The organism is Paenibacillus sp. Pae15, from assembly GCF_024519685.1.
GTDB lineage: Bacteria > Bacillota > Bacilli > Paenibacillales > NBRC-103111 > Paenibacillus_G > Paenibacillus_G naphthalenovorans.
The window spans coordinates 126,833-146,979 of record NZ_JALJRM010000002.1 but is presented as its reverse complement, the minus strand read 5'-3'; the positions used below and the strand labels follow the sequence as shown (position 1 = coordinate 146,979).

The following is a 20,147-nucleotide window of genomic DNA, read 5'->3' as shown; positions in this document are numbered from 1 at the left end:
CCCCTCAACTCCTTAGTTCTGCGGTGAGCGGCGGGCATGCCGCAGCGAATCGGCTTGCATATTCTTTGGGACTGAGCTCGGCGGCAAGACGACCCTGCCGTACCTCCCATACCCGGGTGGCAAGCCTTCTTACAATTTCCAGATCATGCGTGACCATGACGATGGCGATCCCTTCCCGGCGCCATGATTCCAGCATCTCCAGCAGCGCGAACGTATTTGCGGCATCCTGGCCGAAGGTGGGCTCGTCAAGCAGGACAAGCCGCTGGGCTTTCACCGTCGCCGCCGCTACACTGAGTCGGCGCTTCTGCCCGAGCGACAGCTGATACGGATGCAGATTGCGGTGCTGATCGAGGCCGAACCGCTGCAGAAGCTCCTCCGTTTTCACCCGGATCGTTTCTTCGGAATCCCTGTCACGCCTGAAATTAAAGGCCAACTCATCATAAACGCTGTGGGTCACAAACTGCATCTCCGGGTTTTGAAAAACATAAGCCGCCATGTCGGAGACGTCGTCGAAGCCTCGAACCGGCCCTCCTGCAAGCACATAGTCGCCGCGCGTTGGAATCAACTGCATTAGGGACTGAAGCAGTGTGCTTTTGCCCGCGCCGTTCTCCCCCACCACGGCAACCCAATCCCCGGGATACAGGGCTGCCGAGGCGGCTTCGATTTTCGGCGCCTTCCCGTGGTAACCGGTAAATCCGCGGAGCCGGACCAACGGCTCCATCTCCCCGGGTGTACCGCTTATGAATCGGTCGTTATCTTTTGGGAACCGGTCCTCTTCGTCTTCCCACACGCCAGGATACCAAATTCCGTATTCCTTGAGCTTCGGCTTAAAATCCCGGAAAATCTGCTCCGGCCTTCCGTCTGCCGCAATGCGCCCGTGAGCGTCAAAGAGGATCACCCGGTCGACGAAATCTACAATCTCGTCAATTTTGTGCTCTACGATAATGACCGTCTTATCATGAGCGACTTGTTTCACGGCTTGCCATACCTCCGCCGTCCCTTCCGGGTCGAGTAGCGACGTTGGCTCGTCGAGAAACCAGACGTCCGGCTCGAGCGCCAGCAGCGAAGCGATAGCCAGCCGCTGCTTCATTCCCCCGGAAAGCGAAGCAATCGGCACATGCGGATCATCCAGCACCAGCCCGACCTGCTCCAGGCATCGCCTGATTGTCTCCGGCATCCGTTCGTGAGGCACCCCGATATTCTCAAGCACAAATGCAATCTCTTCATCTGCATAGGGCATGCAGAACTGGGCGTCGGGGTCCTGGAACAAATATCCCCACGAATGCGGAATACCGATGTCTTCATATTTGAGCGGCACCTCCAGCGCATCCGGGATCAGCCCGCTCCAAACCTGCAGAAGCGTGGATTTGCCGCAGCCGCTTGGGCCAAGCAGCAGCACCTTTTGCCCTGCGGGCACGCCCGCCGTCAAATCGTCGAACAAAAGCGACGAACTGCCGGGAAATTTCAGCCTAAGCCGCGAAACCCAGGCGACAGCGCAGTCCGCCCCGTTCAATGCACGTTCTTCCTGTCCAGAGCCTGATAATCTTCGGCGGTTGCCGGGCGCACAAGCTGGGTGACTCCGGTTTTCTCCAATGCCTTCACCATCAGGTAGGCCAGAGGCCCGCAGAAGAGATAGCCGCCGATAAACCGCATGACGATGTAAAGAATAAGATTCCAGGTTTGCAATTCGATGAGATAGCCTTTGAAAAAATCGAGCGCCAGCGCGCCTGCGCCAGCCGCAACCCCGGCCAGACCGGCTGCGGCCGCGGAGTAGCGCTGATACAGGAATGCAGCGAAAACCAGCTCGGCGCCAATCCCCTGCAGCACTCCGTAGGTAAGCAGTTCGACTCCGTATGGCGAACCGGTGATCAGCTCGCCAGAGGCTGCGGCCACTTCCGCCAGAAATGCCACCCCGGGCTTGCGGATGATCAGGAACGCAACGGTCGCCGCCATAAACCACATACCGTACATCAATTGATCAAGCTGAATACCCGGAAGCTTGGCCAGATTGTAGATGTCGGTCCATACCCGATAAATGATGCTGAACACAACCGCAATGACGACCGTGACCAAAATATCCGTCAGTTTCAATTGTTTGGACATGGTATCCCCTCTCCTTTTCTATTATTTCACGGGAGCCTTGGGGAGAATGACGCCAAAAAGGCCGCTCCCCAATGAAGGAAGCGGCCATATAGGCACAAATAAAGGCGTGTGCGCCAATGATCTCCACTTTCCTACGCTGGTATAACCCAGATCAGGTTCAGAGGGTCTAGGATCTATTGATCCAATCTCAGCCTATTCGGCTCCCCTAGTGATATACATCATATTATCACGATTGAAATATTTGTCAATACCGAGATATCGCAAAAACTCTATAGCCAATACTTACCTCTTCTGCTACAATAATCCTTGCCTAGCGTTTTAAATTTTTATTCGGAGACGCCTTTTATTGGAAGCGCTATCTTTACGGAAGGGTGAGAAGGAATGGATGGAATGATTTCAATGGAACGGGAAGCAGAAAGCTTGATCACTGCAGAGATGGTATCCGACTGCTCTTACTGCACCATGGTTTCTCCCGACCCTCTGTACAAAACACCCGTGTACTGCACCAAATACTCCGGTTCATGCCAACCGATTCAGGTGAACCTGGCCGCTTGCCTCACCTGCGGAGAATACAAAAAAACGCCTATTAGGCTTAATCTGTAGTTATAAGTTGACAAGGGAGCTCCTTTAGGAGCTTTTCTTCCTTTTTAAGGGTCGATTTATGTTTGCTTTGTGCTTCGTTCTGTGTCAAGATAAGCGTTAGATTCGCTTACTTAACATTATGAAGAGAAAACAGGTGAACCTTTCGATTATGAAGATTTCGCTATTCCGGCTTCTGACCGAGCTTTCTTCGCGCAAGACCGTATCAAAGCTGACAGGGGCATTCGCCAAATCCAGAGCCAGCAAAGCATTGATTCCACGCTTTATTCGTACTTATGGCATTCGCGAACAGGATGCGGAAAAAGCGGTTCATGAGTATGCTTCTTTAAATGATTTTTTTACCCGCAGGTTAAAAAGCGGATTGCGTCCGATCGATGAAACGCCGGATACGGTGGTCAGTCCCGTCGATGCCCTGATTACAGGAATGGGCGGCGTTCAGGAGGGGTTGATCGTCAATGTCAAAGGCCAGGACTATACGATTGATGAGCTGCTTAATCAAAGTCCCCGCACGATCAATTACAAACACGGATTCTATTTTGTCTTGTATTTGAGTCCTACCGACTATCACCGGATCCATTCGCCCGTAACAGGGACGATTCTGGAGAAGGAGCATGTCGCAGGCAAGGTATATCCGGTGAACGATTTCGGACTCAAGCATATGCGCCGGGTTCTCAGCCGCAATGAGCGGTTGATTACGTATATTCAGCATGAAACCGGGGAAGTCGCCGTCGTGAAGGTAGGGGCGCTGAATGTGAGCAGCATCCAATACGTTACCCCGCTTCCGGCAGAGCTAAACCGCGGCGACGAGTTAGCCTACTTCGAATTTGGATCCACCGTCGTGCTGCTGACCGAATCGGGCACCTTTAACCCGCGCCAGGATTTGAAGGTCGGCAGCAGGGTTGCCATGGGAGAAGCGCTCGGAACAACGAAACGGAAGGATTAGGCCGTTAGCACCTAATCGGGAAAGGAGCTTCCTGCCATGCAGGTACAAACCGGAGCAGCGGCTTCAGGACCGGTCTTTCAGAAGGCCCCGGAGTCCAACGTGAAACCAACCGTATTCCGCATACTGCTTGCCATCAGTTTAGTTCATTTGTTCAACGATTCGATTCAATCGATTATACCGGCGATTCTGCCTATTTTGAAGGATTCCATGAATTTGACCTACATGCAGACTGGTCTTATTGTGTTTGCGTTAAACATGACCGCTTCGGTCATGCAGCCGGTCATCGGCCTTTATTCGGATCGCCGCCCTTCTCCCTACATGCTGCCCCTGGGAATGGGGTTCACCTTCATCGGGGTATTGGGATTGGCTCTGGCGCCGACGTATTGGATGGTTCTGCTGTCCGTGCTGTTCGTCGGACTCGGCTCCGCCGTTTTCCACCCGGAAGGCTCGCGCGTGGCATACATGGCCGGGGGCTCTAGGCGCGGACTAGCGCAATCGATCTTTCAGGTCGGCGGCAACTCGGGCCAATCCTTGGCTCCGATCATGACTGCCCTTATCTTCGTACCGCTCGGACAATTCGGAGCGATCTGGTTCACAGCCGTAGCCGGAATGGCCATTCTTGTCCAGCTCTTCATTTCCCGCTGGTACAGCGGGTATATCGCGGCTCATCGGCCCGCCGCAAAAAAGAACGGCGTACGGGTGATGAGTCCTCTGCGCAAAAAACAAATCACTTTCGCCGTCGTGACATTGATTTTTCTCGTGTTCGCCCGGTCTTGGTATCATGCGGGCGTGACCATTTATTATCCGTTTTACTTGATGGAAAAGTTCGGCATTCCTTTGGAAAAGGCCCAAATCTACATCTTCCTGTTCGCCGCGGCGGGCGCGCTCGGCACCTTCATGGGCGGTCCGCTGTCCGATAGATTCGGACGGCGCAACCTGATCTTCTTCTCCATGGTAGGCTCCGCGCCGCTGGCTGTGCTTTTGCCTTATGCCAATGCATTCTGGGCGTACGTCATTCTGCTCATCAATGGGTTTATCCTCTTGTCGAGCTTCTCCGTCACAGTCGTTTACGCTCAGGAACTGATCCCGGGCAAGATTGGCACCGTATCCGGACTCATCACGGGTTTGGCCTTCGGTCTCGGGGCACTGGGAGCCGTGGCGCTCGGCGGACTGATCGACATCCTGCACCTTCCCGCGGTCATGCAGATGGTCAGCTGCCTTCCGCTGATCGGCCTGCTGACCTTCTTCCTTCCGCGTGACCGCATCCTCAAGGAATGGGCGCAGGAAGGATAATGAAAAGCACGATACAACCAGGTTCAGGTGTATCGTGCTTTTGGCTTTCGGGAGTATCCGGAATATTACTGCGCCGCCTGCTCAACGCCGCGCGATATGGATACTCTGTATCCGCTGAACTTTTTTACATTCATGACCGCCTGCCCGAACATGAGGTAGCTGCCCTTGATGCCGATCAGACGATCCGTAATGACCGGTGATTTGTCCAGGTCATACGTCTTGATTTTCTGAACCGGCTCCAATTGCGGATAGAGGAATTCAAATACCTTCGTGTCGTCGAGCAGATACGGCTTAAAGGCTTCCGGAACGTGAGCGAGAATTTCATCTCTGCTTTGAAGCAGTTCAATCTCGCTGACTTCGCCCTTCAGCATTTTGCGCCAGTCCGTTTTGTCCATCACATGCTTGCTGAGCTCAAATTCCAGCTCTCCCGCAAGCTTTCTTGTCGGCAGCTCGGCAATCGGAATCGCCTGTACGGCTCCTTGATCCGTCCAGCGCTTCATTTGGTTGCCCTTTCGGGTCAGACCCACCTTGAGACCGCTGCTTACCGCCAGATAAACATAGTGCGGAACCATGCAATGGGTTTGGGCGAAAGCTTCATCCCTGCATGTTCCTTGATCAAAGTGGCATTCATGCGGTTTTACGATGCACAGGTCATTTTCGGCTAAAGCGATAAAGCATGGATAGCAGTAGCCGGAATTATATGTTTTTTTTATTTTTCTGCTGCAATGAATGCATCGGATTTCATGTAAAAACCGGATTTCAAGCTGCTCTCCAATCCAGTCATTCAGTTGAACTTCGTTTTCATCCAGCCGCAATATATATTGAACCGGAGATTCGTGCCGGTGCATAAAGCCTCTCAAAAAACCGCTATACATACGCTAGACCACTCCTGTATTATGTAGTATTGGAAATCTATCACTCTATTATCATTATATCTCCCCCGGTTGAAAAAGGATACTTAGGCTCCATGGATAACGCTGAGTTCTCCTGCACCCTTTTGACAGGGTTGTCATACGATAAACTATGCGCCATGACATTAGCCCGGAAAGGTGTGACGGTGATGAGTGGAATCGTCGAAAACTTCTATGCGAGCGGAAATACCGCTCGCGGCTTTGCCAACCTGTTCGATTCATCCATACAAGGTCTGGAGCGGCTTTTTATTTTAAAAGGGGGGCCGGTGACAGGAAAATCGAGTTTGATTCGGACGATAGGAAGCCGCTTGGCTGAGGAGGGCTATGATATCTGGCTGATTCATAGCCCTTCGGACAATGACGCGCTGGACGGTTTGATTATCCCCGCTCTAAAGGCGGGAGTCATCGATGGGACGGCCCTGCGTGAAATAGAACCCCTGGAGCCGGGGACGGTTGTGCGATACGTGAACTTGGAAGAGACCGTGGATGCGGCACGGCTTACCGCCCGGCAAACGGAGATCGAACTCCTGCATGAGACCATTCAGCAGGCCCATGAACGCGCATATGCCGGGTTTGCGGAAGCGCTGCGCATTCATGATGAATGGGAAACGGTTTATATCGCCAACATGAATTTTCAAGCAGCCGATGAACTGACGAATGAGTATATACAGCTCCTCTACGGTGATCGGAGATTGGAGAAGCGGAGCCGGGTAGACCACCGTTTTTTGGGAGCGGCCACTCCGAAAGGCGCGGTCGATTTTGTTCCGAATCTGACCGAAAATCTGAAAAGGTACTTCATTAAAGGCCGGGCCGGTTCAGGTAAGTCCACCCTGCTGAAAAAGCTCGCGGCCGCAGGGATGGAACGCGGCTTCGATGTGGAAATCTACCACTGCGGCTTCGACCCGAACAGTCTGGATATGGTCATCGTGCGGGAGTTGGGCTTCGCCATTTTTGACAGCACGGCGCCGCATGAGTATGATCCCGACCGCGCTTCCGACGAGATCGTGGATATGTATAAGCGCTGCATCCAACCGGGTACGGACGAAGCCCATGCGGATGCGTTAAGCGGCATCAAAGCGCGGTACGCCGTACAAATGAAAGCATCCATACAGCACCTGGCGCAGGCCAAATCGCTTCAGGATGAACTGGAGCAAATCTATGCCCAGTCCACGGATTTCCGCCGGATAGATCAGATCAAGGATGAAATTTTGCGGGAAATCTCCGGCTTGGCTGCGGTTCGTGACTGAGACGGCATTGACAGCAATAAGCATCTTCCCTCGTCAAGCTGAAGGAAGATGCTTTTCGCTGTTCCCGGTTTGATTTCCGAATTATACGGTTGACTTGGGCTGTCTGCCATGAATGCCGTACTTCTGTCTCATCCCTTCAAGCACCCGGACCTTGTCCTGCGGGATTTCATCCATCTTCCCCAGGCTCGATGCATAGTTCATGATTTTTGCCAAATGTTCTAACGATTCCATCTTATAATAAGCCGTCATCAGATCGATCCCCATCGTTGTCGCTCCATGATTTTTCAATAGAAAGCAATCATGCTCTGAAAGCAAATCGACGAAAGAGTCCGTTAATTCATCCGTGGAAGGCGTAGCATAGGGAGCAATCGGAACCTTCCCCAGCTCAAATACCGCTTCGGCCAGAATATATCGGTCTAAGGGTATGCCTGCAACGGCAAATGAGGTGGCGAATGGAGGATGGGCATGCACGACAGCGTTGACATCCGGACGCATTTCGTAAATTTTAAGATGCATCTTTAACTCTGAAGTGGGCTGATAGGTACCCTCGAGGACATGCCCCTGCCGATCGACAATGGATAGCATCCCAGCGGTCATATAGCCCTTGCTTTGCCGGGTAGGGGTAACCAATACCCGGTCGGCGTCCAATTTTACGCTGATGTTCCCGTCGTTGGACGCCACCCACTCTTTGCTGTACATTCGTTGTCCAATATCAAGAATCATGGCTTTGGCCTCATCCGGATTCATTCGGGACATTCACCTCCAAACCGGTTTTTCATTCAGGAGAGCGCCTTTCGGTGCCGAAACGATAACGGCAGTGAAATTCACCTTCATTTTACGGGTGTGCATGAGCGGCAGTGTGAACCCGCACCTCTATGCTGAAGTAAATGTCCCGGCATTGACATAGTTTGAAAATCCTTTAAAGAAGAGTGCGCCGACCGTAGCTCCCGGATCCTGAAGCCCGATGGAACGTTCGAGATACCTCCCGGCCCTGCCGTGTCTGGCCTGCATTTCAATGGTGTGCCTGGCACCCTTGTCTGCCGCAGCATAAGCCTCGTTAATCGTCTCCTTCAAAGACTTGCCTTCTTTCGCAGCCGCCTCTAATGCCTCCATCGCCGGAATAATCGAATCCAAAACCGTTTTTTCGCCAGCCTTCGCTTTACCGCGCTCCACTAAAGCGTGAACCATCGCTCTGGTCATTGTCAGCAAATCCTCGGCAGTCAATTCCGATTTGCCCTGAGTCACTTTCCCGCCACGGATGATGGCGGAAGCCATTAAGGTTCCCATCGTTGAAGCTACCGTTTCCCCCATCACCACAGCGCTATTCATCAATACGACACCGATATTCTCGTTGGAGGTATTCGGCAGGTTTTCAACCACGGCCCGAAATCCTTTCGACATCGTCAATCCGATATCGCCGTCTCCTAAAGCGCCATCCAGCTTACACAGGTAATCTTTGTTTTCATCCATAATTCTGCTGATCTCTTGTAAAATGTTTTTGATGTCTTGGACATTCAGTGTTTCTTTCATATGATCTCTCCTTGTCGCCAGCCTTTGTATCTTTGCAGGAAGTGATTTAATTCTGAATTCGAAACGGAGTGGCAAATGGGGCATCCAGCAGTTCGCGCAATTCATCGTCAAGACGCAGGATGGATATGGAGAGACCCGCCATCTCCAAGGATGTGGCATACTCGCCGATATAACGGTTATAGATATGGATCCCTTTCTCCTCTAACAGCTTATGAACAGACCGGTAAAAAATATATAGCTCTTCTAACGGCGTAGCGCCCAGTCCATTAATCAGAACAGACACATCGCAGCCCTTATCGATCGGCATATCCTGAAGAATGGCTGTGACCAGGGTTTGCGCCACTTCATCGGCGGTTTGAAGTTTTCCGCGTTGAATGCCCGGCTCCCCATGAATTCCCATCCCGATTTCCATTTCTCCCTCTCCGATTTCGAACGTAGGGCGGCCGACGGCAGGCAGAATGCAAGGGGTAAGGGCAACCCCCATGGTACGCACGTTTGAATTTGCTTTCTCGGCGATTCGTTTCACCTCATCGAGGCTGGCAAACTGCTCCGCTTTGGCAGCGGCTAATTTGTACAGGTAGAACATCCCCGCTACGCCTCGGCGTTGGTGTTCATATCCCTTCGGCATCGAGGCCGCATCATCGGTGGCCACGACCGTCTCCACACGAATACCGTCCAAATCGGCTAATTCAGCGGCCATATCAAAATTCATGACATCTCCGCCATAATTCCCGTAAATATATAAGACGCCTTCTCCGCCATGGATCGAACGGGTGACATCCAGCATTTGCTGCGAGCTTGGAGAAGCAAAAATGTCTCCTACCGCTACGCCGTCAAGCATTCCTTTGCCGACATAACCAAGAAATAAAGGAAGATGCCCGGAGCCCCCGCCGGTAGCGATAGCCACTTTCCCCTGGATAGGGGAATCAGCTCTAACCAGGGCGCGGTTATCGCTTCGGATGCTCTTCAATTGATCGGAATGGGCAATAAGCAAGCCTTCCAGCATATCATCCACTACGGTTTCAGGATCGTTAATAAATTTTTTCATCCCATTGGTTTTTTGCTCCATAATTGATCTTCCTCCAATAATTAAATGTTATAAAAATAGCAGCACATCCATTTATTTGGATTTTTTATTGCTTACAGAATCAATCAGCGCAGCTAAGAGGATAACCGCACCCATGATTAATCCCTGGTAGTGGGAAGATATATTCATGAGGTTCATGCCTGTATTTAATACGTTAATGAGCAGAACCCCGATCAGCGTGCCAAAAATAGTTCCCCTTCCGCCGGAAAGACTCGTTCCGCCAATCACCACAGCGGCGATGGCCATTAACTCCAGGTTTACTCCGGCGAGAGGCGTCCCGGACCCCAGCCTCGCTGTCATCATGAGTCCGCCGACCGCAGCCAATGTGCCGGCAATCACATATACCATCATTTCGATCCGTTTTACAGGAATACCGGAAACTTCAGCCGCCTTTTTGTTGCTTCCAATCGCATATACATGACGGCCGAATACCGTATTAGACAGCACATAGCCGGCGATCAGGAACAATACCGCGGTAATCAGGATCATCACCGGAATACCCGCGATTTTGCCCATTCGGAGATATTGCAGGAACGGGTCCTTATATACCGAGATCGTTTGGGCATCGGAATATACAAGGGTAACCGAACGGGCCGCAGCCATCATTCCCAAAGTGACAATGAACGGCGCCATATGAAATCTGGTAATGAAGAATCCGTTGATGATGCCGCTTATCATCCCGATCAACAGCCCCGCCAGGATGGCTGCGATGATCGGTACGCCGGAATTAATCATACCTGCAATGACCATTCCGGTGACTGCAACAATCGAACCGACCCCCAGATCGATGCCGGCTGTAATAATGACATAAGTCATGCCGATGGCAACAATTCCCATGATGGCGCTTTGCAAAAAGATATTTTGAATGTTATCCATCCTTAAAAATTGTTCTGTAGATATGGAAAAAAATACGCAAAGCAGCAATAACGCGATAAGCACTTTATTTTTCGATAACCAGGCAAGCATCTGATTCTGTTGGTTCGCGTATAGTGCCTTCTTGCCGGCAATACCTATTTTGTCTGTGGAGGACTGATTGGCTGCCAAGTTTTCTTCGTTCATGTGTACCCCCCTCTTGTAGCGCAAAGCATAATTTTTTCAGGCGCGGCTTCCTCCCGATGGAATTCGCCGGTGATTCTTCCGCCGGCCATCACCAGAATCCGATCGCTCAGGCCAATCACCTCCGGCAATTCAGAAGAAATAAGAATAATAGCCGTACCTTGGGCGGCAAGCTCATGGATGATGTGATAAATTTCGGCTTTAGCCCCGATATCAATGCCTCGCGTAGGTTCATCCAGAATGAGAATCCTTGGTTGGGACTCCAGCCATTTCGCGATGATAACCTTCTGTTGATTGCCTCCGCTCAGGTTGGAAATCACGGTTTCCCCGCTGGGGGTCTTGATGCGGAGTTGGGCAATATACCGATCGGCAATTTCCCTTTCTTTCTTAAAATTGATTTTTTGAAGAAATCCGGATATATTTTTCAGGGTCGCGATCGTTACGTTTTGAATCACGGTAAAATGACCGATCAAGCCATGCTTTCGGCGATCTTCCGGAACCAGGGCGAACCCCTTTGCGATCGCATCCTGAGTCGATCGGATGTTGACCCGGCTCCCGTGAACCATGAATTCCCCACCGGTAACCGGCTCCATTCCAAAAACAGATTCCATTAACTCGGTTCGGCCGGAGCCCATTAATCCGGAGAAGCCGAGAATTTCCCCTTTATGCAGCCGAAAAGAGATATTCTCAAATACGCCCTTTCGAGTGAAGTCCTTTACTTCCATCACCACTTCCCCGCCAGGCCGTCCCTTTCGTTGGGGAAAGATTTGCGTCATTTCCCTTCCGACCAGCATCCTCACAATCTGCTCCGGCTTCAGGTCGGCAGATAACCCTTCTCCGGCATTGCAGCCATCGCGAAGAACGACAATCCGATCGCAGATTTCGTAAATTTCCTCCATGCGGTGGGAGATGTAGATCGTCGCAATTCCTTTTGCCTTTAAAGAACGTATGATTTCAAACAGCTTTGCCGTTTCTTGTTCCGTAATCGCTGATGTGGGCTCATCCATAATGATCACTTTCGATTGAAAGGATAAGGCTTTCGCAATCTCTACCATCTGTTGGGCGCCCACGGTGAGTTCACCGACAAGGGTCTTCGGATGAATATAGAATCCAAGCTCATCAAGAAGCTGCTGGGCATCCTGGAACAGCTTTTTCTTATCCAATGCGATTCCTTTTTGCGGCAAGGATTGAATAAAAATATTTTCCGCTACGGTCAAATGAGGCAATAAATTGAGCTCCTGATGAATGATGCTGATTCCTGCGCTTTGGGAGTGCCTGGGACCCCGCAGAGATAATTTCTGATTTTCTAACCAGATCTCGCCGGTATCCGGTGTGTAGATGCCGCTTAATATTTTCATTAATGTCGATTTTCCGGCTCCGTTTTCCCCGAGAAGACCGATGACTTCACCTTTGTTCAATTCTAAATGAACTTGATCCAAGGCTTTGACCCCGGCAAAGGATTTGGAGATCCCCGTCATCTTCAATAAGGTTGCTGACTCAGCCACCATTGGCCCCCCTTATCTTGGTTTTGAAGAGTACGAATGGCGAAGCTGTACCCCTTTAAATTTCAATTTCGCGAATGGCTCAGTTCTTCAGTTCCGTTGCCCACAATTTTTCTTTATCTACATTCTCCTTGGTGACAAGGAAGTTACGGGTAAAGGTATGCTTTTCTACCGTTTTTTGATCCACCAGAGCCTGCTTCGCATATTCTACCGCCATTTCCCCCATCTCGATGGGAACTTGAGAAATCGTGGCATCGATTCGTCCGTCTTTAATGGCCTGGATCGCTTGGCGGGTGCCGTCAATCCCAATAATGACGATATGCTCCTTATCTCCGATCGGCTTAAATCGTCCGGCTTGATCAATCGCATTGGCAGCGCCTACCGTATTGTCGTCATTATGTCCAAAGATCGCATCGATTTGGGCGTTGCCCTGGAGAATATTCGTCGTCACATTCAGCGCCTTCTCCTGGTTAAAGTCCGCCGCTTGGCGTGCAACGATTTTGATGTCCGGGTATTTCTGCTGCATCTGATCATTAAATCCCTTGCCTCGGTCGCGGGCTGCAGTCGTTCCTAACAGCCCTTGCAATTCCACCACATTTCCTATGTAATCCCCATTCTTTTCTTTCAATTTTTCCGCAATATAATCTGCTGCTTTACGTCCCATTTCCACGTTATCCGTTTCAAGGAAGGACAGCAATTCACCGGCCGAGGCACCCCGGTCCAAGGCGATCACGGGGATTTTCGCCTGATTCGCTTTTTCAATCGCAGGAACAATAGCATCGACATCCTGCGGGTTTACGATAATCGCGTCCACGCCTTTTTGAATCATATCCTCAATGTCGGCAACTTGCTTGGCTGCATCACCGTTGGCATTAGTATTAATGACTTGGTACCCGTTTTTAGCGGCCCCCTGCTCAACACCCTGCTTGAGCGCAACGAAAAAATCTATGCTTAAAATGGAGTTCGACATCCCGATGGTCAGCTTTCCATGATCCGGCTTGTTTTCCGCATTAGTGCCGGGCTCCGGAGTATTTTTAGCGGAAGAATTACCCGTTTCATTACTACTGTTCGATCCGCAAGCAGCCAGCAAAACCACCATGGTTACTGCAAAAAGCAAACTAAACATTTTTTTCATCGACATCACCCTCCATAATGTTGTAATGAGAACCGTCTTTTTACCATGCCTGAATCCAACCGAATGCAGCAACCAGTACTTTGATTTTTATACCCTGCATCACTCCCAACCTTGATGTAATCGCTTTCAATTAGAGTGAAACGTTTTACTGCATGCCTTAAATAAAACTTCTTGTGGTACTTTATGGTCTGACGTGAGTACCGCAAGAAGTCCCGATCGTTATTTTAGGCGTTACAAGAAACTCTTTAGGCTGGTCAACTTGCTTATCGAATTCGATCCTTTCAAAAAGGAGCTCGGAAGCGATTTTCCCTACTTCGCAGGGGTCTTCCTTCGCTAAAGTGAAGCTTGGACGCAACAGGCCATAGGTATCAATATCACCGAAGCCCGCCACCGATACTTCTTCCGGCACCTGAACGCCCATATCCCATAAAGCTCTAACCGTTCCGGCTAAAGCCAAGTGATTCGTCGCATATATGCCCTCCGGCAATCCCGAATGCTCCAGATATTTTCGCACTTCTGCCGAAATGTGTCCGAGCGCCGCTCCGACTTCTAGAAACACTTGTGCGCTCATATCGAGCCCCAGAAGATGAATCGCTTTTTCGATACCGTTAACTCTTTCGATCTCGACCGAATGACGGAGGGCCCCATGGATAAAAAGTAATTTGCGGCGGCCATGCAAATACAAATGCTGAACCAGCGTGATTGAAGTATTGATGTTCTCATGGACTACCGTATCGAAGCGGGCATTTTCAACCTTTCTGTCAACCAAGATCACGGGAATATTATTCGGCATATTGAGTTCATCCAAGTTGCTTCCTGTAGGCACCATGATAATACCGTCCACGCGCTTTTCCATCAGCCGCTGGAGCGCCTTCCTTTCTTCCTCCGGCCGGTTATTGTGAGAGCAGGAAATGAGATTGTACTCCATTTCCGTCGCCAGATTCTCGACTGATTTTATGATTTTCATCATGTACAGGTTGGAAATATCATCGACAATGATGCCGATCAAATGCGTCTTGGATTGTTTCAAGCTCCTGGCCACCGCATTCGGTTTATAATTTAATAGTGTAATTGCAAGCAGGACTCTTTCTCTGATCTTCTCGCTGACAAAGCCCGATTTGTTAATCACCTTCGAAACCGTACCGATGGAAACTCCCGCGGCGGCGGCTACATCTTTTATAGTCGGCGTCATGATCCACTCCTTAATGAAACGTTATTAATAAATGAATAAAATGGGTCCGTTTGTCAATAAAACGTTTCATTGAACTCATTATAAAACGATAGCGCTTTCATTTCAATAATAAATTTTAAAATTTTTCCTTTTTTGTTACTTTCCCGGCTTCATAAAAAAATCGCCCCCAAAACCAGGTACGGGAGCGATTGGCAACGATGTATTAAGCTTCCTGAACAACCTCCGCGGCGGCGGCATTTCGCTTGGACAGGAACAGATTCAAAAGAATGGCGGTCAAGGAACCGGACACGATGCCGTTTTGCATTAACATTTTGGCGAAGCCCGGAAGCTGGTCGAACATCTGGGGAAGGGTGGCCGAGCCCAGACCGACAGCGATGCTGCAGGCGGCAATCAGCAGATTGTCTCCCTGGCGCAGGTCAACACCCGACAAAATCGATATCCCTGCGGCAGCGACCGATCCGAACATGACGATCATCGCACCCCCAAGCACCGCATTGGGAATGACGGTCGTTAAGGCCGCCAGCTTAGGCAGCAAGCCCAGAACAACCATGATGCCTCCCGCAGCAAAAATGACATCCCGGGATTTCACGCGAGTGAGCGTAATCAAGCCGACATTTTGAGAGAAAGCGGTATAAGGAAACGCATTGAAAATCCCGCCCAGCATAATGGCAAGACCTTCGGAACGCAGCCCGTTGACGATCTGCTTGTTCTCGACTTTTTGATCGGTGGCTTTGCCGACGGCAAAATAAACGCCTGTGGACTCCACCATGCTGACGATATTTACGATGATCATGGTAATAATCGCGGTGATGCTGATTTCAGGAATGCCGAAGTAAAAAGGCTGGGCAACGCTAATCCATGACGCTGACGAAACGGACGAGAAGCTGACGATACCCATGGCATAGCCTGCGGCCGTTCCGGCAATCAACCCGACAAGCACGGAAATGGCCCGTAAAAATCCGGTAGCCAACCGGTTCACTACAAGAATAACCAGCAGCGTGAACAGCGCGAGCAGCAAATGGCCCGGCTGGCCGAAATCGGGGCTCCCTTGACCGCCGGCGGCGTTGTTCATCGCTACCGGAATCAGGGAAAGCCCGATAATCGTCACGACCGAACCGGTCACAACGGTAGGGAAAAATTTAAGCATCTTTCCATACAGCGGGGCGGCTAAAATAACGAATAAACCGGACAGGATAATGGCTCCGTACGCTGTCGCCAAATTCGACGTAGAGGCGATGGCAATGATCGGACCGACTGCCGTAAAAGTACATCCCAAAATAACGGGCAGCCCGCTGCCAAAATATTTTGTTCCCATCACCTGCAGGATCGTGGCGATGCCGCATGTAAATAAATCGGCCGCGATCAGATATGCGATTTGCGAGCTGGTCAGATTGAGCGCTCCCCCGACAATCAGCGGTACGATAACAGCCCCGGCATACATGGCCAGCACATGCTGAAAACCCAGGGTAATGACTTTTTGTTTGCTTAACATGCTACATTCTCCCTTGACCTTGATGGCATAAACGATGGTCTTGCACAAAATGAATCTCACCCGGCGACATCGAAGCAATCCGGGCCAAGGAATGTACAAGGACACCCTTTTTTTCCAGCAGACTGCGGCCTTCCTGAAAGCTTTTTTCGATCACGCAGCCTACCCCTACCAGCTCGGCTCCCGATTCTCTTACGATATCGACCAGCCCCGCCAGCGCCGCGCCTGTAGCCAGGAAATCATCTATAATCAGCACTTTATCGCCCGGGCTCAGGTATTTCTGCGAAACGCTAACCTGGTACGTTTCTTGCCGGGTAAACGAATATACGGGTGCCGAATACACCTTCTCGGAAAGCGTGACGGCCTTCTTCTTTTTTGCATAAATAAAGGGGACATTCAGCGCAATTCCCGTCGCCATCGCAAACTGAATGCCGCTGGCCTCGATGGTCAGCACCTTGGTTACGGACTTATCGCCGAACAACCGCGCAAACTCCCGTCCAATCTCCAATGCGAGCTGCGTATCCACCTGATGATTCAAAAACGAATCCACCTTCAGCACCGTGTCGGACAGAATCAATCCCTCTTGACGAATACGTTCCATCAATAATTCCATTCTGCGTTTATCGCTCCTTTTCCAACTGAAAAAGGACAGGCTCCTTGAGCAGTTCCTCTCAAGTGAAGCCTGTCCTTCTGGGTTTTTATCCCTTTTGGTGTAACACAAAAGTGTCCGCATCGCTTGGTCCAGCCTTTCTTTCTTTGTAAAATCAAAAAAAGAAACGGAACCCTAGATGCGCTTTCACTCATAGTCGGCCGATTATAGTGGTCGGCCGGTAGAAACTTATGGGCCATATTCCCAAAATTATACGAGTTGTTGTATGAGGTTTTACCTTGTATATAGTACACACTCTTCTCCATCGTTTCAAGAGAAAATTTCACAACATCTGACACATTTCGCCGGTTTGAACATGATAGAACCATCTTGTGGCTTTCTTTAAACGTTGTCGCTTTGAAAACCTCTTTCAATAAGGCTTGTATAAGAGATTGGAAGGACGTGCGATATGGAATTGAACTGGACAAAAGCAGGGAATTTGTTATGATGTTGGTAAGCCCCGAATAGGGGTTATTTTATCGTATGGAGGGATTAGTCATGAGAAAAATAGCGTTTTCGAATCAAGCTTTCGTGTGTGCCATCAGCGGAAACGGGGGTGCTGCCTTTTTTGAACCCTAGGCGTTGCGATGAAGCGCGAAATGGATATTTTTACTGATATTACAACTACTGACGGGTCATACTAAGGCTGTGTCTATACCGGGACAGAATATTTTATGCAGAAGGGGTGAAGACTTTCTTTCAGGTTACCAAGTAAGAAACAACAGGGGGGATAAACATTGGATCATATGATTTTTGAGGTTGGAACCGCATTAATGTTAATTGCAATTGCTTCCGTCATTGCCGGCAAACTAAAGTTCTCCATCATACCCTTTTTAATTATTCTCGGCATGGTCGTCGGCCCGCATGCGCCGACACTCGGTATATTTGACTTTACATTTATAGAAAGCCAGGAAGTGATTTCATTCCTCGGGCGAATCGGGGTTCTCTTTCTTCTATTTTACATAGGACTGGAGTTCTCTGTTTCCAAATTGATCAAATCCGGCCGTAACATTGTTTTTGGAGGAACAGTATACGTTCTATTGAACTTCTCGATTGGGTTAGCTTATGGTTTTTTGGTCAATTTCCCATTGTATGAAACTTTAATCATCGCTGGCATGCTGTCCGTATCCTCTACGGCGATCGTGGCTAAAGTTCTGGTTGACCTCAGACGTACCGGGAACTCCGAAACCGAGTTAATCCTGGGTATGATTTTGTTCGATGACCTTTTTCTTGCCGTATTCCTGTCGGTCATGTCAGGCCTGCTTCTGGGAGGCGCGACATCCATCGGAGGAATCCTTCTTTCTGTAGGGATCTCCATCGGGTATATGCTTTTGTTTTTCCTGATTGCCAGAAAAGGAACTCCTGTATTAAACAAATTGTTAAATATCACCTCAAATGAAATCTTTATTATTGTCGTATTTTCTACGTTATTTTTCATTGCCGGATTCTCAGAAACCTTACATGTAGCCGAAGCGATCGGCGCATTGTTGTTTGGCTTGGCTTTATCCGAAACGGAGCATAGCAAGAGGATTGAGCATCTGGTTATTCCATTCCGGGATTTCTTCGGTGCCGTGTTCTTCTTTAGCTTTGGTTTAAGTATTGATCCTCTAACCCTTGGCAATGCTGCATGGTTAGCTATTGGAGCCGTGCTGCTGACCATCCTGGGAAATATGATTTCCGGAATGATAGCCGGTCGCAAGGCAGGTCTGTCCCATAAGGCTTCTATGAATATCGGGCTTACCGTTATGGCGCGTGGGGAATTTACCATCATTGTAGCTAACTTAGGCGTAGCCGGAGGGCTAATGCCGCTGCTTAAACCATTTTCCGCTCTTTATGTCTTGGTATTGGCAATTGTTGGACCCCTGTTGGCAAAAGAGTCGAAACACATTTATAATGGCTTAAATAAAATATTCAAATGGAGCAAGTCACAAGAAAAGCTTAAAAATATGGGGTAATCCGAACGGAGGATATTGATAATGAGTACGATAAGAGAATGCGATCTGCCGGGGATCGGAAAGAAATTCCAGTTGGAAGCGAGATCGGGGGATAAAATGGTGATTGTCATTCATGACGACGGCAGAAGGGAACTATACCATTTCGAAGATGACGACCCGGACAAGACCATCTCCCAGGTCACCCTGGATGACGATGAAGCCAGACAGATCGCGGCTATCATCGGCGGAATGAACTATAAACCCCAAGCGTTGGAAACGATTGAGGTATCCCTAGACGAATTGGTTATTGAATGGTGCAAAGTCGAGTCGCACTTTAAATGCATTAATCAATCTATCGCTGAATTGCAAGTTCGTCAAAGGACCGGAGCCACGATCCTTGCCATTGTGGAGAAGCATCGACAGAAAATCAATCCCGGCCCGGATGACCGGCTGTCGGCGGATATGACGCTTGTTATAGCTGGAGAAAGAAAGCAAATTAAGCTGCTTAAAGATCTCTTAGTGAACGGATAATCAAAGAAGATCAAGTAAATACCAAAAATGGGAAGTGCATCCGATTCATGAAGAAAACGGATGCACTTCTTTTTTCTTTGTTAGGTAAATATTTATAGTTTTCCGCCTTCAACAACAATATCATCCGGATTGATTTCAGGACCAAATTCTTTTTTCAGGTATTCGTCATAAAGTTTATGCAAAAGAACGGCTGCCAGCATACCGGGGACTTCTATCCCCCACAGAATGGGAAGTCCAAAAAAAAAGAAAAACATAAATACAAGAACGGGTACTGCCCGAAATATAGGTTCTCATTTGAATTCCCCGGATAGAGGACATTCTGAAAATTCCAAATACAATACCGCAGACTGTACTTATACATAAAGAATAAACAGCAATCCATAAAGTTTGAATAACTCCGTTAAACAATAACGGAAGGGATGTAAACAATAAACTAATTACCGAATTGTCCATAGGTTAACTTCCTTTCGAAAAAGGATAAACACAGGGACAACGGAAGAATGAGGATAAGGTAAAATGCCGCAAGCATGATAAACATCTCAACCGTTTTATAATAAGTCGCGATCAGATCCGTTGTTGTATAAAGCAGTTCGGGAATAGCGATGGCGGAGACGACCGATGTCTCCTTAAGCAGAAAAATGAAATTCCCTATGAACGCAGGAATAGAAATTCGGACGGCCTGCGGAAGCAAAATAAATCTTAGAAGTTGTCCCTTAGACAGTCCTATGGCTAGTCCAGCCTCGACCTTACTCTTCTGTACCGCCTCCAACCCCGAACGGAACACCTCTGTCATGTAGCCCCCTCCGAGAAAAGTCATGGCAATAATCGCCGTTGTATAACCCGGAATCTTTATGCCCAGGCTTGGCAAAGCAAAGTACAGAAAAAATAGCTGAATTAACAAAGGTGTGTTGCGAGCTATTTGCCCGATACATAATACGTTGTAAA

Annotated in this window: 19 protein-coding genes and 2 riboswitches; of the genes, 6 read left to right on the top strand and 13 right to left on the bottom strand. The window is 49.4% G+C overall.

Annotated elements, in window-relative coordinates; translation table 11 throughout:
* Positions 1-4: 4 nt before the first annotated feature.
* Both NR121_RS02425 and NR121_RS02420 read right to left on the bottom strand, forming a co-directional pair.
* Positions 5-1,513 (bottom strand): ABC transporter ATP-binding protein, encoded by a 1,509-nt coding sequence (locus NR121_RS02425; RefSeq protein ID WP_256830378.1) that lies wholly within the window; start codon positions 1,511-1,513, stop codon positions 5-7.
* The gene (locus tag NR121_RS02420; RefSeq protein ID WP_054819523.1) at positions 1,510-2,103 is read right to left on the bottom strand and encodes an ECF transporter S component; all 594 of its coding nucleotides are present in this window, start codon (positions 2,101-2,103) and stop codon (positions 1,510-1,512) included. Before NR121_RS02420 ends, NR121_RS02425 begins: the two co-directional genes overlap by 4 nt.
* A 111-nt stretch (positions 2,104-2,214) precedes the next feature.
* Positions 2,215-2,320, bottom strand: a riboswitch (TPP riboswitch).
* A 173-nt stretch (positions 2,321-2,493) separates the two neighbouring features.
* Between NR121_RS02420 and NR121_RS02415 the strand changes: the two genes are divergently transcribed.
* The 3 genes from NR121_RS02415 (at position 2,494) to NR121_RS02405 (ending at position 4,939) form a co-directional block, all read left to right on the top strand.
* Positions 2,494-2,706 carry a hypothetical protein gene (locus NR121_RS02415; protein WP_235594137.1) on the top strand — a complete coding sequence of 71 codons (213 nt, stop codon included), beginning with the start codon at positions 2,494-2,496 and terminating at the stop codon, positions 2,704-2,706.
* A gap of 148 nt (positions 2,707-2,854) precedes the next feature.
* A complete protein-coding gene (gene asd, locus NR121_RS02410) occupies positions 2,855-3,646 on the top strand; it encodes an archaetidylserine decarboxylase (protein ID WP_062409317.1) in 792 nt (263 codons plus the stop codon).
* A gap of 36 nt (positions 3,647-3,682) precedes the next feature.
* Positions 3,683-4,939 (top strand): MFS transporter, encoded by a 1,257-nt coding sequence (locus NR121_RS02405; RefSeq protein WP_137670563.1) that lies wholly within the window; start codon positions 3,683-3,685, stop codon positions 4,937-4,939.
* 65 nt (positions 4,940-5,004) lie between these two features.
* Here NR121_RS02405 and NR121_RS02400 read toward each other — a convergent pair whose 3' ends face one another.
* Positions 5,005-5,814, bottom strand: a complete 810-nt coding sequence (locus tag NR121_RS02400; protein WP_062409319.1) for a DUF2797 domain-containing protein — start codon at positions 5,812-5,814, stop codon at positions 5,005-5,007.
* Positions 5,815-5,999: 185 nt separating this feature from the next.
* Between NR121_RS02400 and NR121_RS02395 the strand changes: the two genes are divergently transcribed.
* On the top strand, positions 6,000-7,097 hold the full coding sequence (locus tag NR121_RS02395) for a PRK06851 family protein (RefSeq protein ID WP_054819526.1): 1,098 nt from the start codon (positions 6,000-6,002) through the stop codon (positions 7,095-7,097).
* A gap of 81 nt (positions 7,098-7,178) precedes the next feature.
* Here NR121_RS02395 and NR121_RS02390 read toward each other — a convergent pair whose 3' ends face one another.
* The 9 genes from NR121_RS02390 to NR121_RS02350 form a co-directional block, all read right to left on the bottom strand.
* Positions 7,179-7,844 (bottom strand): class II aldolase/adducin family protein, encoded by a 666-nt coding sequence (locus tag NR121_RS02390; protein ID WP_062409321.1) that lies wholly within the window; start codon positions 7,842-7,844, stop codon positions 7,179-7,181.
* 126 nt (positions 7,845-7,970) lie between these two features.
* Entirely contained in the window at positions 7,971-8,627 is a 657-nt protein-coding gene (gene dhaL / locus NR121_RS02385; RefSeq protein WP_062409322.1) for a dihydroxyacetone kinase subunit DhaL, read from the bottom strand.
* Between the two features lie 46 nt (positions 8,628-8,673).
* Complete coding sequence (locus NR121_RS02380) at positions 8,674-9,675, bottom strand: dihydroxyacetone kinase subunit DhaK (RefSeq protein ID WP_256830451.1); 1,002 nt, start codon at positions 9,673-9,675, stop codon at positions 8,674-8,676.
* 72 nt (positions 9,676-9,747) lie between these two features.
* Positions 9,748-10,773, bottom strand: a complete 1,026-nt coding sequence (locus NR121_RS02375) for an ABC transporter permease (protein WP_082660823.1) — start codon at positions 10,771-10,773, stop codon at positions 9,748-9,750.
* Complete coding sequence (locus NR121_RS02370; protein WP_137670565.1) at positions 10,770-12,278, bottom strand: sugar ABC transporter ATP-binding protein; 1,509 nt, start codon at positions 12,276-12,278, stop codon at positions 10,770-10,772. Before NR121_RS02370 ends, NR121_RS02375 begins: the two co-directional genes overlap by 4 nt.
* A 76-nt stretch (positions 12,279-12,354) precedes the next feature.
* The gene (locus NR121_RS02365) at positions 12,355-13,407 is read right to left on the bottom strand and encodes a sugar ABC transporter substrate-binding protein (protein WP_256830371.1); all 1,053 of its coding nucleotides are present in this window, start codon (positions 13,405-13,407) and stop codon (positions 12,355-12,357) included.
* A 181-nt stretch (positions 13,408-13,588) separates the two neighbouring features.
* Entirely contained in the window at positions 13,589-14,599 is a 1,011-nt protein-coding gene (locus tag NR121_RS02360; protein WP_054819530.1) for a LacI family DNA-binding transcriptional regulator, read from the bottom strand.
* 202 nt (positions 14,600-14,801) lie between these two features.
* The gene (locus NR121_RS02355) at positions 14,802-16,091 is read right to left on the bottom strand and encodes a nucleobase:cation symporter-2 family protein (RefSeq protein WP_062409326.1); all 1,290 of its coding nucleotides are present in this window, start codon (positions 16,089-16,091) and stop codon (positions 14,802-14,804) included.
* Between the two features lies 1 nt (position 16,092).
* Positions 16,093-16,701, bottom strand: coding sequence for a xanthine phosphoribosyltransferase (locus tag NR121_RS02350; protein ID WP_062409327.1), 609 nt, complete (start codon positions 16,699-16,701; stop codon positions 16,093-16,095).
* Positions 16,702-16,871: 170 nt separating this feature from the next.
* A riboswitch (purine riboswitch) is annotated at positions 16,872-16,975 on the bottom strand.
* Positions 16,976-17,474: 499 nt separating this feature from the next.
* Between NR121_RS02350 and NR121_RS02345 the strand changes: the two genes are divergently transcribed.
* Positions 17,475-18,692 carry a cation:proton antiporter gene (locus NR121_RS02345; RefSeq protein ID WP_062409328.1) on the top strand — a complete coding sequence of 406 codons (1,218 nt, stop codon included), beginning with the start codon at positions 17,475-17,477 and terminating at the stop codon, positions 18,690-18,692.
* Between the two features lie 21 nt (positions 18,693-18,713).
* Positions 18,714-19,202 (top strand): cation:proton antiporter regulatory subunit, encoded by a 489-nt coding sequence (locus NR121_RS02340; protein WP_054818933.1) that lies wholly within the window; start codon positions 18,714-18,716, stop codon positions 19,200-19,202.
* Positions 19,203-19,635: 433 nt separating this feature from the next.
* Here the strand turns inward: NR121_RS02340 and NR121_RS02335 are convergent, their stop codons facing one another.
* Positions 19,636-20,121, bottom strand: coding sequence for an amino acid ABC transporter permease (locus NR121_RS02335; RefSeq protein WP_256830449.1), 486 nt, complete (start codon positions 20,119-20,121; stop codon positions 19,636-19,638).
* Positions 20,122-20,147: the final 26 nt, after the last annotated feature.